Genomic DNA, 13,366 nt, shown 5'->3' on the forward strand with positions numbered 1-13,366 from the left:
ATGATAGATGCAACCGTTTTAGTCATTGATGATGATGATGATATCCTTTTAAGTGCAAGATTATTTTTAAAACAGCACTTTAGTCAGGTCATCACCTGTAAATCACCAAAAGAAATTAATGTATTACTGAGCCGTAATGAGGTAGATATTATTCTGCTTGACATGAACTATCAAAAAGGAGCTAGTGATGGCCGTGAAGGAATTTACTGGCTGGAACATATCCTATCTATTGATAAAGACTATGTAGTTATACTAATGACGGCTTATGGCAATGTTGAACTTGCTGTACAAGCCATTAAAAAAGGTGCTACAGACTTCATACTAAAGCCATGGGAAAACGATAAACTGTTTGCTACCTTATCGGCCGCCTCCAAATTAAGGCAGTCTAATAAAAAGGTAAAGAAGCTAGAAAGGATTCATTCTTCTTTGCAAAAGGACATCAACAGGCAGTTTGAAAACATTGTAGGTAATTCAGAACCTATAAAGCATTTGCAAAACACATTGGTAAAAGTAGCACCAACAGATGCCAATGTATTAATTTTGGGCGAGAATGGTACAGGAAAGCAGGTTTTTGCTTACGAACTACATAAACTCTCGCATAGAAAGAACCAGATATTTATGCACGTAGATCTTGGCTCTTTAAATGAGAACCTGTTCGAAAGTGAATTATTTGGTTACGCTAAGGGCGCTTTTACAGATGCAAAGGATGATAAACCAGGAAGGTTTGAAATGGCTGAAGGAGGAACTATATTCCTGGATGAGATAGGTAACCTTTCCCTCCCGTTACAGGCAAAACTATTAAGTGTAATTCAGAACCGTACGGTTAACCGTTTGGGCGAAAGCAAAGAGCGTAAAATTAATGTGCGCCTCATTACGGCAACCAATATGCCTTTGAACGAGATGGTTTCGAAAGGTACATTCCGTCAGGATTTGCTGTTCAGAATAAACACGGTTGAACTACTTTTACCAGGATTGGCGCAACGTGGCGAAGACATTCTGTTACTTGCAGGCCATTTCCTTAACACTTTCAGCACCAAATACCACAAAAGCATTCTTGATTTCGAAGCCAAAGCAGAAACTATGTTGCTAAATTACCATTGGCCGGGTAATGTCCGCGAGTTACAACATGTTGTAGAACGAGCAGTAATCATGTCAGACAGCCTTAAGATTGGGGTAAACGATTTACAGCTTAGTCCACAGAAATTTGGTGGTGCTGCACCTATTCAATCAGATATGGGGCTAGAGGAAATGGAGAAGCTAATGGTGCAAAAGGCAATAGATAAGCATAAAGGAAACATATCCAGAGCCGCTGCAGATTTGGGCCTAACACGGGCAGCACTTTACAGGCGTATAGAAAAATTCGACTTATAATGTTTTACAACCGCTTCACCTTTCGTTTAATAAGTCGCCTGCTGGTTATCAATGCGCTGGCTGTTCTGTTATTTTATCTTATTAAAAAAACCGAACTATGGTTTACCATAATAGGCTTAAGTATCATATTGATTGGCACAATGCTAAGCCTGTATTATTACATCAACCAGATCAGAGATGACATCAACCGGTTTATTCTGGCGGTAAAAACACGCGACAATACCTTAAACTTTAGAAACAAGGCTACCAAAGGTAGTTTTCCTGAATTGTACGAATCTTTTAACGACATCATACAAGTTCAAAAGGATATACAGTTGGAAAAAGATTCCATGTTTCAGCTTATTAAAACAATTCTGGAACAGGTTCCCGTTGGCGTAATTGTGATAAAAGATGAAAGAGAAGACGCCAAACACGAAGAAATAGTATTCTTTAACCAGGCTGCAGCCCAGTTATTAAATGTACCTGCATATAAATACTGGCACAGACTAAGACAACACATCCCTCAGTTTGCCACCGAAGTAGAATCTATTGGCAAGGGAGGTAAACGGTTTATGGAGCTTAAGATACAGGATAAACTAATCCAGTTATCAACTGAAGTTATCCCATTAAACTTATACAATACAGATTACACGATCATATCTTTCCAAAACATTAAGGATGAGATTGAGCAAAAAGAATCAGAAGCGTGGAACAGGCTCATCGGGGTCATCTCTCATGAAATCCTGAACTCCATCACCCCTATCAGCTCACTATCAAATACAGTTGATGGCATGATTGCCGATAAACAAAGCTTAAATTTTGAAGAGTTGGAAGACTTAAAACCTGCAATTAAAACCATCAGAAGAAGATCGGAAGGTTTACTTGACTTTGTAAAAGATTACCGTTTAATAGCCGAGCTACCAACGCCAGACTTACATTACCATACCATTGGCGAGATTCTGCAACACATAAAAGTGCTGATGCAACCCTTTGCCAGTGGCCGAAATATCATCCTGAAAGTAGAACAAACCTCTTCAAAAATCACTATAAACATCGACTTAAAACTGGTAGAACAAGCTTTGATAAATCTGGTCACCAATAGTATTTATGCTTTGGAGGGTACAACAGAGCATCCCGTTATTGAAATCAACTACAGGCTTGATCAGAATAAGCTATACTTTGAGGTTAGTGATAATGGTAAGGGCATCGAACCCGAGTTAATAGAAAAGATCTTTGTACCATTCTTTACCACCAGAAAAAATGGTTCGGGTATTGGCTTAACCATTACCCGAAACATTATGAAAATGCACCAGGGAAGTTTGGAAGTAACTTCAGTTCCTTACGAAAAAACTACTTTTTCTCTGGTGTTTAAATATCAGTAATTAAATAGTTGTTCCGTCTGGTATGATAGCGCCTTTTTTAACCACTACAATACCATCCTTAACCGTATAAAGCGGATGATCACCATCAGGTAAATGGTCGCCGCCAATAATTGTTACATTATCGCCTATCCTACTGTTCTTATCAATTATTGCGTTTACAATTTTACAATTATCGCCAATACCTATCAGCGGCTTAGTACCTTTTTCCTTTTCAATTTCTATCAAGGTCTGGTATTTATCGCTACCCATAATGTAGCAGCTTTCTATATGCGTACCAACCCCAATTCTTGAACGGATACCAATTACAGCATGTTTTATACATTTAGCCTGTAAAATACAGCCCTCAGCAATAATGGTTTTATCTAAAGTTGTACCCAATATTTTTGATGGCGGCAACATACGAGCACGCGTAAAGATGCTATGGCCACTATCAAATAAATTAAATTTAGGGATATCATCAGTTAAGCCAAGGTTAGCTTCAAAGAACGAAGATATATTACCTATATCAGTCCAGTAACCATCATATTGATAACTTAATACGTCATATTCAGTTAGCATTCTTGGGATAATCTCTTTTCCAAAATCTTTTTCGTCTTCATTTTCTGCAAAAATCTTGATTAAAAGATCCTTATTGAAAATGTAAATACCCATAGAAGCCAGGTAATCGCGACCTTCAGCATGCATCTCAGGACCAGTATCTGAAATCCAGTCCTCCAAATTCGTCTTAGGCTTTTCAATAAACGAAGTGATGATATTATCCTCATTCGATTTCAAGATTCCGAAATCAGGGGCATCCTTAGCGTTTACCGGTATTGTAGCCAAAGTAATCTGTACCCCGCTATCAATGTGTGCCTGCACCATCTGTTTAAAATCCATCTGATACAACTGATCTCCAGACAAGATAAGCACATACTCAAAGTCGTGGTTCAGCAAATGATGCATTGTTTGTCTAACTGCATCAGCCGTACCTTGAAACCACGTCGGATTATCAGGCGTTTGCTCAGCCGCCAGAATATCAACAAAAGCCAAACTAAAATGACTAAAGTGGTAAGTATTTTTAATGTGCTTATTTAAAGATGCAGAGTTAAACTGCGTTAAAACAAACATGCGGTGTATACCCGAATTTAAGCAATTGGAGATTGGAATATCAACCAATCTGTATTTCCCTGCAATAGGCACAGCAGGTTTAGAGCGAGTTTGTGTAAGAGGGGCTAACCTAGAGCCCTGGCCGCCGCCAAGAATTACACCCAATACTTTGTCAGTCATGTTCATTCATATTTAAATTTGGTAAAGATCAATATACTGTTGTGCTGCATTGTCCCAGGAATGATCGAGCTGCATCATAAACTTACGAATTTCTTTCACTTTTTTCTTATCCAAATACAATTCATATGCACGTCCCATTGCATGGTTTACATCCCATACACTGGTCTGATCGTGGCATATACCAAAGCCACCGTCACCAATATCAATCACCGTGTCTTTAAGCCCTCCAATACGCCTTACAATAGGTATCGTACCATATCTTAAAGCATACATCTGGTTTAAACCACAAGGCTCTACCCTACTTGGCATAAGCAAAAAATCTGCTCCTGCATATATTTGATGAGAAAGTTGTTCATTATATCCTATATAGGCATTGTAATTTCCAGGAAAAGCCTCCTTTAAATGGTTTAGTCTTCCCTCCACCTGCGGATCACCAGAGCCTAACACCAACACATTTATATCACCGTTTGCCTGATGCAAAGCGTTATAAAATATATCAGGCAACAGATCTGCACCCTTTTCACCAACCAGCCTACCAATAAAGGTGTAAAGTGGTTTTGTTGGATCCAGGTTAAAAGTACTACAAAGTGCTGCTTTGTTTGCCTGTTTACCGGCTTCAACCGTTTTAATTGAGAATTGCTTTTCTAACATCGCATCCGTCGAGGGGTCCCAAACATCATTATCAATTCCGTTCAGAATACCTACGGACTTACCTCGCTCCTGCGCTAACAAATCTTCCAATCCGTTTGCCCTAAAGCTGATTTCGTCAAGGTAACTTGGAGATACAGTAGTTACCCTCCATGCACATTTAATTGCTGATGCCAACGGATTGATAGAACCTTTCCAGTCAAGCTGTCCCGATTTCCATAAGTCAAAAGGTGGAATGTAATGAAGTTTATCCCAACCAAACTGTCCCTGATATTGGGCGTTATGAATGGTTAATATAGTAGGTACATTGCTAATATTTCTAAACTGCTGACAGTACGCCATCATAAAGGGCACCAATCCGGTATGGTGATCATGACAATGAACCACATCCGGGCGATGTTCCCATTGCGAAATCCAATCTAAAACAGATATCTGATAGGCTAAAAAGCGTTCCGTATCGTCGTCGTAACCGTAAACCTTTTCTCTATCCATAAGGCCAGAGATGTGCACCAGGTAAAGATCAAAGCCAAGCTTATTGGTTTTCTCTCTGAATATCCTTACAGGAAAGTTATGGAAGCCTAGTTTACTCCAGCCATCATACACCACTTCAAACTCGTTCTCTTGCATAAATTTGGTTTGGTAAGCAGGCATAACAACCTTAGCTACGTGTCCAAGCTTATTTTGATACTTTGGTAAAGCACCAACAACGTCCCCCAGACCACCTACTTTAGCAATAGGATAACATTCGGCACTAAGGTGTATAATTTCCATAATTTGAGATTTTAAAAACAGTCTTAAATTAGCGATTACAACAGGGATTGCAAATAATTAAAGGAAAAAAATTTAATAAAAATGAAGTGGTTAGTTTTTAAAAAAATGGCATGCTATTCAGAGTCTGGAACAAATTACGCTGAAAAAGCGTAAATGATTCCTAGGCCTCTTCACAGCATATCCATTTTTTTCTAAGCGCCAAAAACAAACCGCTTCATTATTAGTGGAATTTATTGAGGGGAGATGTAAAGGGATGGAGGAGAGAAAGAGTAGAGGGACAGAGGAGAGAAAAGAAAAATGGGGAGAACATTACTAGCTTAAGCGTCTGGTAAAAAAATCAATTGCATTGCGAAGAGACCTAGGAACTTTTGCCCTTTTTCAGGGCAAAAGATTCCAGACTCTGAGTAGTATATTGATTTTTTTCAAAAGCAATTAAGAAAACTAATCCGCAACCGCTCTAAACATCAAAGCGGCAACAGTTAAATTAGTTCTGCTATCAATTAAAATGGCAGCACCATTTGCCTTATTATCCGTATAAAAATCGAAAGCAAGCGCATCAGCGGTTTTAATCACAATACGACCTATATCATTCAATTTAAAGTCGTAAGCCTCTTGCTTTTCAAGAGTGTTGATATCAACTTTGTGGATGATCTCACGAACTTTACACTTAGTAACCTTGCTATTGTGTTGCAATAGGTAAGTAATGTGCTCATCAAGAGGACGTGTATCCATCCAGCAAACATCAGCTTCAATCAGCTGAGAACTTTGAGGCAAGTGATCAGAGTTCACCAATACATCACCACGACTAATATCTATATTGTCCTTTAAATGAAGCGTTACAGATTGACCTGCATGTACTTCAGAAGGAGTTTGATCAAATATCTCTATGCGCTCAATAACAGAACTGGTACCAGATGGCAATACTGTTACTTTATCATTTACATTAAATGAACCACTAAGTACACGACCAGCATAACCTCTGTAATCATGAAGCTCATCAGTCTGAGGTCTAACCACCCACTGCACAGGCATACGGGCAAGGTTATAATCAGGACCAGTTTCTACGTCAACATTTTCCAGGAAATGAAGCAAGCTTTGACCTTTATACCAAGGCATATGTTCCGATTCATTAACCACATTATCACCTTTTAAAGCACTAATAGGAATAAAAGTAACATCCTTTAAGCTTAAATCCGTAGCAAGCGTTTTGTATCTGTCAGTAATGGTATTAAACACCTCTTCGCTGTAATCAACCATATCCATTTTATTTAAGCATACCACGACGTGCTCAATACCCAATAAAGAAACCAGGTAAGAGTGTCTGATGGTTTGCTCAATCACGCCATTACGTGCATCAACTAAAATGATGGCAAGTTTGGCGGTAGATGCACCGGTAATCATGTTACGGGTATATTGAATATGCCCCGGGGTATCAGCTATGATAAACTTACGCTTCTCAGTCTGAAAATATTTATAAGCAACATCAATGGTAATCCCCTGCTCCCTTTCAGCTCTTAAGCCATCAGTTAAAATAGCAAGATCAATTGATCCATCGTCGTTTTTACGGTTAGATTGCTGTAAAGCCTCTAACTGATCAGCTAAAATGGAATCTGTATCATATAACAACCTTCCAATAAGTGTGCTTTTACCATCATCAACACTACCGGCTGTAAAAAATTTAAGTAAGTTCATTAAAAGTATCCTCCTTTTTTGCGGTCTTCCATTGCAGCTTCCGATACTTTATCGTCCATGCGGGCACCACGTTCACTAATCTTTGATTCGCTGATTTCAGCAATGATATCATCCAGCTGATCTGCGTCAGACTCAACCGCAGCAGTACAGCTCATATCACCAACCGTACGGAAACGTACTTTCTTGTGCTCAACAATGTCATCCTCATCCATGTTTAAGAACGGAGAAGCAGCCATTAGCTGACCATTACGGGTAATCACATCTCTTTCATGAGCAAAATAGATAGAAGGCAGTTCAATGTTCTCACGACGAATGTAGTTCCAAACATCAAGCTCAGTCCAGTTACTGATAGGGAAAACGCGAACGTTCTCACCTTTGTGGATTTTTCCGTTATAGATGTTCCACAACTCCGGACGCTGACGTTTCGGATCCCACTGACCGAACTCATCTCTTACCGAGAAGATACGCTCTTTAGCACGGGCTTTTTCCTCATCTCTGCGGGCCCCACCAATACAAGCATCAAAACCATTGGCAGCAATAGTATCCAAAAGGGTAACCGTTTGCAGTGAATTTCTGCTCGCATTTTTACCTTTTTGCTCTACCACTTTACCCTGGTCTATAGAATCCTGAACCGAACCAACAATCAGCTTTTCGCCAATGCGTTCAATCATTTTATCCCTGTAGGTAATGGTTTCCTCAAAGTTGTGTCCGGTGTCGATATGCACCAAAGGGAAAGGAAATTTACCTGGTCTAAAAGCCTTTTCAGCCAAACGTACCAGTGTAATAGAATCCTTACCTCCCGAAAACAACAAGGCAGGTTTTTCAAATTGCCCTGCAACTTCACGCAAAATGTGAATTGCCTCGGCCTCTAATTCGTCTAAATAATCTAAATTATACTTACTCATTTTCTTTGTTGCAATTACGAAGTGGCGTGTAAACCACATTCCTTTTTTGATTGATCTTCCCACCACCAACGGCCGGCTCTAAAATCTTCACCGGCTCTCACCGCTCTTGTACAAGGAGCACATCCTATACTAGGGAAACCCTTATCATGTAATGTATTGTAAACGATGTTATTCTTTTTAATGTATTCCTTCACTTCATCCAGCGACCAGAAAAAGATTGGGTGAAACTTAATCAGCTGATTTTGCTCATCCCATTCCAGATTAGCCATATCATGTCTGTTTACAGACTGCTCAGACCTGATCCCTGTAACCCATAGGTCATTGCCTTTTAAAGCACGTCTTAAAGGTTCCATTTTACGGATTCCGCAGCATTCTTTTCTGTTCTCTACCGACTCATAAAAGCTGCTCGGGCCTTTCTTATTCACCATTTCCTGCACGGCTTCTGCCTGCGGAAAATAAGCTAATATCGGTTTCTTATAAATTTCTAAAGTACGATTCCACACGTAATACGTTTCAGGAAACAACCTTCCCGTTTCCAATGTAAAAACCTCAATAGGAATATCATTGGCAAAAATCATGTGTGTAATCACCTGATCTTCCCAGCCAAAACTGGTCGAAAAAACAATCTTACCCGGATATTCACTTGCAAAGAATTTAAGTGCATCAACCGGATCAAGTCCTTTTATCTTTTCTGCTATTTCTTCTAATTTTTCCTTCATGACTATACTAATTTGAGGATAAAGTTGATGATGCTTCTTAAGCTAACTGCAATTACCAAAATACCTACCGAAACCATAATAGTTTTAGCAGAGATCTTGTTTGATACTCTTGCTGCAATTGGCGATGCAAGCGCACTACCGATAACTAAACCTCCTACTGCCTCCCAATGTGCACCATTTAACATGGTGATAAAGGTTAGCGAACTCATCAACGCAATAAAAAAGCGCGTTATCTTTACTGTTCCTAACGAGAACCTGGCATTTCTTCCGCCGGCAATTAAGCTCGACAAAACAATTGAACCCCAGCCTCCGCCACCAACAGCATCAATAAAACCGCCAAACAAGCCCAATAAAGAAACTTTCTTTATCTTTTTCTTTGGACCTACTGTTTTCTTATTTGCTTTATATGCTTTAGAAAGGATTACAAAACCCAATATCAAAGTATATAAAGAAACAACCGGCTTGGTGTAATTGCTGTAATGCTCTAACGACGACAACAAATATGCTCCCGCTACCGCACCAATAATCCCAGGCAAAAGCAGTAACCTGAACAGTTTCCAGTTTACATTACCAAAACGATAATGCATCCAGCCAGCTATGCCATTACTCAAAATCTCCGAAAGATGGACACCCATACTGGCCGAAGCCGGTGGAACGCCCATTGCCAAAGAAAATGAGGTACTGGTAACACCGTACGACATTCCAATCGCACCATCAATCATTGCAAAAACAAAACCTCCCAGCAAGAACCAGTAGAACATCGGGTTCAGATTTTCAATGTAAGCCTGAAATTCCGGTTCTTTATGCCAAAAAGCAGCAACAACAATTACAAAAGAAAACACAATTGCCAGCCATATCAGCCACTTCATCTTACCTCTTCTGCTTTTTTCTTCCTTATCTTTAACTAAAGATGAGTCTTCAACAAGCTCAGCGGTGGCATCAATCGTCCCGTTTCCTTCAACTAACGACAAAGTCACTTCATTCAGTTTTTTAACCTTCGAAGCGAAATCACCATTAAGTGTATTTCTAAGCGCTTCCATTTGCTGCAAAGTATCATTCAACTCTTCAGGCAAACTATCATTCAGCACTTCTTTCAACCGTTTTGCAATGGTTGGCGATTTACCATTGGTTGATATTGCTATTTTAAGGTCGCCCTTTTTAACAATAGAACCTAGGTAAAAGTTACACAGATCAGGTTTATCAGCAAAGTTAACCAGCAAATTGCGCTGATCAGCCTGTATCCTGATCTCCTGATTCAGTAAATCATTATTTGTAGCTGCTACTACCAGATCTGCACCATTAAGATCGGCAGCAACAAACTCTTTTTGAAATACTGTTACACCCTCATGCTTATCAGCAAGCTCTTGCAATTCGGGTAAAATTTCGAGTCCAATAACGGTAACCCTGGCATCAGGACTATTACCTAATATTGCTGTTAATTTTTCCAAACCCACCGGACCGGCACCAACTAGTACGGTGTGTATGGTATTCAATTTTATGAAGACAGGAAATAATTGATTGCCTTCCATAAAAACTACAACTCTTCTTTTAAAGCCTGGTAAAAATCCTTGATTGGCTGAAAAGAAGGATGTAAAGAAACCACCTGACCAAATATCAATAAGGCCGGAGCTTCGATACCTTTTTCTGCTACCAATTCCACAATTGTATCTACAGTACCTACGGCTAGTTTCTCACTCTCTGTTGATCCACTTTGAATGGCAGCAACAGGCAATAAATTCTTACCCTCGTTTTGGAACAGTTTCACAATCTCTTTAAGCTTACCCAATCCCATCAATACTACTACAGTAGCTTTTGAGCGGGCAGCCTCATACAGATCATTAGATATTTTACCTGAAGAAGTAGTTCCTGTTACCACCCAGAAGCTTTCACTAAGTCCGCGATGTGTAACCGGAATCTGCTGTAAACCAGGTACAGATATAGAGCTGGATAAACCAGGTACAACCGTTACCGGTACACTATAACCCGCAGCAAAATCCAATTCTTCATATCCTCTGCCAAACACAAACGGATCGCCACCTTTTAAACGAACCACATGGCCGTAATTAAGGGCGTAATCGATCATCAGTTTATTTATCGCATCCTGACCGTATGAATGTTCGCCAGATCTTTTTCCAACATACACCTTAATGGCATCAGGGTTGGCATAATCTAAAACCCCTTCATTAACCAATGCATCATACAAAACCACATCAGCAGTTTTAAGTGCATTAGCACCTTTCATTGTGATGAGTTCCGGATCACCAGGACCAGCGCCCACAAGCGTGATCCTTGGTTCTCTGTTATATATATTTTTGTGAGTGATCATTAGGCTACTCCCCTCTTGTTCCTTTAATTGAGTTATAAAAACGTTCAACATCGGCTAAATAAGCAGTTGCAAACGCTTCTGTAGGCTCGTTTTTGTTAATTTGAAGTACCAGATCATTAAATGAACCTTCAAGTACAACTTCTCCGGTTTCAACATAGTTTTTATCAAACTCTCTGATTACTCCAATCTGAGTACTGCTGTTCACACCTTTATCAAGCAATAAAGCTTTGGCCGAACCAACAAACACTGCATAAGTATGGTAAATAGCGTCAGACCATGCACCAGCTTCGTACGAAGCTTTAGCCCAACCTAATTTCTCTTCAGATTCTAATAACAAAGTAGCCACAAGATCTATTACCACACCGGCACATTCACCAACACCGATAGCAGTTTCAAAAGTCTCTTCATGACCCCAATCTACATACTCTTCGTCTTTAAGGTTAGTCAAATCAGCAATTGGTTTTAACAACTGGTAGAAATAATCTTTACCGTTTCTGTCATAATACTGGTGGAAGCTTTCTTCTTTCTCAGCATTAGCAGCAAAATCGTTCAACAAAGCTCTTAACACATCTGTTGCGCGTTTAGATGGCGCTTTAATTACACGCTCAGCTACCCTACCTGCACCATCACCAACTGTACCGCCACCAAGCATCACCTGTACCGCAGGTACAACTTTACCGTTAGCCTTTACAGAGCTACCATGAAAACCAATGTGTGCTAAACCATGCTGACCGCAAGAGTTCATACATCCACTGATCTTTATTTTAATGTCTTTATCGTAAATCAATTCCGGATATTCTTCGTAGATCACATCTTCCAAAGCAACCGAAAGCGACATACTGTTTGATATACCAAGGTTACAAGTATCTGTACCAGGGCAAGTAGTTACATCACCAACGCTATCAAAACCAGGTTTAGCGAAACCTAAAGCTTTAAGTTCAACATATAATGACGGTAAAGCACCTTCTCTTACATATTTCAACAATAAGCCTTGATTCTGAGTAACACGGATCTCATCAGCAGCAAAAGGACTAATTGCCTCAACCAGCTTGCGAGCAAGGTCAGTTGGGATATCACCCTTAGTTACTTTAATGTACACACCATAAAAACCTTCTTGCTTTTGAGCAACGGCATTAGTAGCACGCCAATGTTTGTAATCCAATGAATTTACAACATCATCCAAAGCAGGATAATCTAACAATTCAGGAACCTGAGGATCAGGAACCGAATCGCGGTCTATTTTAAATGACTTTGATTTATTAGCTACACGCTCTTCTTCAATCAGTCTTACAACTTCTTCTAAGCCTAATTTCTGAACCAGGTATTTTAAACGCGCTTTATTTCTGTTTGTTCTCTCCCCGTAACGATCAAATACTCTTAGCATCGCTTCAGCATAAGGAATGATCTGATCTTCGTGTAGAAAATCATGAACCAATTCTGCTAAAAATGGCTGAGCACCTAAACCACCACCAAGAACAACTTTAAAGCCACGCTCGCCTTGCTCATTAATTTTTGGAATGAAGCCAAGATCGTGAATATAACTAAATGCCGTATCCGTTTCATCAGAAGAGAAAGAGAATTTAATCTTTCTTCCCATTTCCTGACAAATAGGGTTACGTAAAAAATATTTAAAGAATGCATGCGCATAAGGCGATACATCAAATGGTTCATTTGGATTGATACCTGAATCAGGAGAAGAGGTTACGTTACGAACAGTGTTACCGCAAGCTTCACGAATGGTAACATCATCACGCTGAAGTTCCTCCCAAAGCTGAGGAGTTCTATCTAAACTCACATAGTGAATCTGAATATCCTGACGGGTTGTTAAGTGTAAGTTCCCGCTAGCATATTCATCAGATACATCTGCAATACGTAAAAGCTGATTGAAAGTTACTTTACCAAATGGCAGTTTAATACGCACCATTTGTACGCCTGGCTGTCTTTGGCCGTAAACCCCACGTGCCAAACGCAAGCTTCTAAATTTCTCATCATGGATTTTACCTTCGCGGAATTCCCTGATCTTCTTTTCAAGATCAATTATATCTTTTTCGACAATAGGATTTTCTAACTCTGTTCTAAAGCTCTGCATCTGTTGTTAGGTCTAATTTAAAAAAAGCTCCTTTGTCGGGGAGACTGAAGAAGCTTTTAAAAGTTTTGTTCCAAACAGTCATAGTATTACCCATTCATGCAACGCATGATAATGGAGTTATTTCTATGTTTCACTGTTTTCATAAAGCAAATATATAAAGTATATAGGTTTGGTAGTACATAGAATTGTAAAAAAAGAATTAATACACTAATTATCAG

The 13,366-nt window shown here is 39.5% G+C and carries 10 protein-coding genes; 2 read left to right on the top strand and 8 right to left on the bottom strand.

What is annotated here, in order from left to right; translation table 11 throughout:
• The gene (locus J1905_RS01900; protein WP_214225482.1) at nt 1–1,371 is read left to right on the top strand and encodes a sigma-54-dependent transcriptional regulator; all 1,371 of its coding nucleotides are present in this window, start codon (nt 1–3) and stop codon (nt 1,369–1,371) included.
• Nucleotides 1,371–2,732 (top strand): sensor histidine kinase, encoded by a 1,362-nt coding sequence (locus J1905_RS01905; RefSeq protein ID WP_214225483.1) that lies wholly within the window; start codon nt 1,371–1,373, stop codon nt 2,730–2,732. The genes J1905_RS01900 and J1905_RS01905 overlap by 1 nt, the downstream gene beginning before the upstream one ends.
• Here the strand turns inward: J1905_RS01905 and J1905_RS01910 are convergent, their stop codons facing one another.
• The 8 genes from J1905_RS01910 to J1905_RS01945 form a co-directional block, all read right to left on the bottom strand.
• Entirely contained in the window at nt 2,733–3,998 is a 1,266-nt protein-coding gene (locus J1905_RS01910; RefSeq protein WP_173092340.1) for a glucose-1-phosphate adenylyltransferase, read from the bottom strand.
• A gap of 12 nt (nt 3,999–4,010) precedes the next feature.
• A complete protein-coding gene (locus J1905_RS01915) occupies nt 4,011–5,417 on the bottom strand; it encodes a glycogen synthase (RefSeq protein ID WP_173092338.1) in 1,407 nt (468 codons plus the stop codon).
• A 441-nt stretch (nt 5,418–5,858) separates the two neighbouring features.
• Nucleotides 5,859–7,109 carry a sulfate adenylyltransferase subunit 1 gene (locus tag J1905_RS01920; RefSeq protein WP_214225484.1) on the bottom strand — a complete coding sequence of 417 codons (1,251 nt, stop codon included), beginning with the start codon at nt 7,107–7,109 and terminating at the stop codon, nt 5,859–5,861.
• Nucleotides 7,109–8,014 (bottom strand): sulfate adenylyltransferase subunit CysD, encoded by a 906-nt coding sequence (gene cysD, locus J1905_RS01925; protein ID WP_173092334.1) that lies wholly within the window; start codon nt 8,012–8,014, stop codon nt 7,109–7,111. The genes J1905_RS01920 and cysD overlap by 1 nt, the downstream gene beginning before the upstream one ends.
• 14 nt (nt 8,015–8,028) lie before the next feature.
• Entirely contained in the window at nt 8,029–8,733 is a 705-nt protein-coding gene (locus tag J1905_RS01930) for a phosphoadenylyl-sulfate reductase (RefSeq protein WP_214225485.1), read from the bottom strand.
• Between the two features lie 2 nt (nt 8,734–8,735).
• A complete protein-coding gene (locus J1905_RS01935) occupies nt 8,736–10,262 on the bottom strand; it encodes a TSUP family transporter (RefSeq protein WP_214225486.1) in 1,527 nt (508 codons plus the stop codon).
• 5 nt (nt 10,263–10,267) lie between these two features.
• Nucleotides 10,268–11,059 carry a uroporphyrinogen-III C-methyltransferase gene (cobA, locus tag J1905_RS01940; protein WP_108204412.1) on the bottom strand — a complete coding sequence of 264 codons (792 nt, stop codon included), beginning with the start codon at nt 11,057–11,059 and terminating at the stop codon, nt 10,268–10,270.
• 4 nt (nt 11,060–11,063) lie between these two features.
• Entirely contained in the window at nt 11,064–13,148 is a 2,085-nt protein-coding gene (locus J1905_RS01945; RefSeq protein ID WP_214225487.1) for a ferredoxin-like domain-containing protein, read from the bottom strand.
• Between the last annotated feature and the right edge of the window lie 218 nt (nt 13,149–13,366).

It is taken from the genome of Pedobacter sp. B4-66, assembly GCF_018492665.1.
Taxonomy (GTDB): domain Bacteria; phylum Bacteroidota; class Bacteroidia; order Sphingobacteriales; family Sphingobacteriaceae; genus Pedobacter.

Bases quoted from the DNA above. Each gene is read 5' to 3' on its own strand.
- J1905_RS01900 (WP_214225482.1), top strand. From the start codon at position 1: ATGATAGATGCAACCGTTTTAGTCATTGATGATGATGATGATATCCTT.
- J1905_RS01905 (WP_214225483.1), top strand. From the start codon at position 1,371: ATGTTTTACAACCGCTTCACCTTTCGTTTAATAAGTCGCCTGCTGGTT.
- J1905_RS01910 (WP_173092340.1), bottom strand. From the start codon at position 3,998: ATGACTGACAAAGTATTGGGTGTAATTCTTGGCGGCGGCCAGGGCTCT.
- J1905_RS01915 (WP_173092338.1), bottom strand. From the start codon at position 5,417: ATGGAAATTATACACCTTAGTGCCGAATGTTATCCTATTGCTAAAGTA.
- J1905_RS01920 (WP_214225484.1), bottom strand. From the start codon at position 7,109: ATGAACTTACTTAAATTTTTTACAGCCGGTAGTGTTGATGATGGTAAA.
- cysD (WP_173092334.1), bottom strand. From the start codon at position 8,014: ATGAGTAAGTATAATTTAGATTATTTAGACGAATTAGAGGCCGAGGCA.
- J1905_RS01930 (WP_214225485.1), bottom strand. From the start codon at position 8,733: ATGAAGGAAAAATTAGAAGAAATAGCAGAAAAGATAAAAGGACTTGAT.
- J1905_RS01935 (WP_214225486.1), bottom strand. From the start codon at position 10,262: ATGGAAGGCAATCAATTATTTCCTGTCTTCATAAAATTGAATACCATA.
- cobA (WP_108204412.1), bottom strand. From the start codon at position 11,059: ATGATCACTCACAAAAATATATATAACAGAGAACCAAGGATCACGCTT.
- J1905_RS01945 (WP_214225487.1), bottom strand. From the start codon at position 13,148: ATGCAGAGCTTTAGAACAGAGTTAGAAAATCCTATTGTCGAAAAAGAT.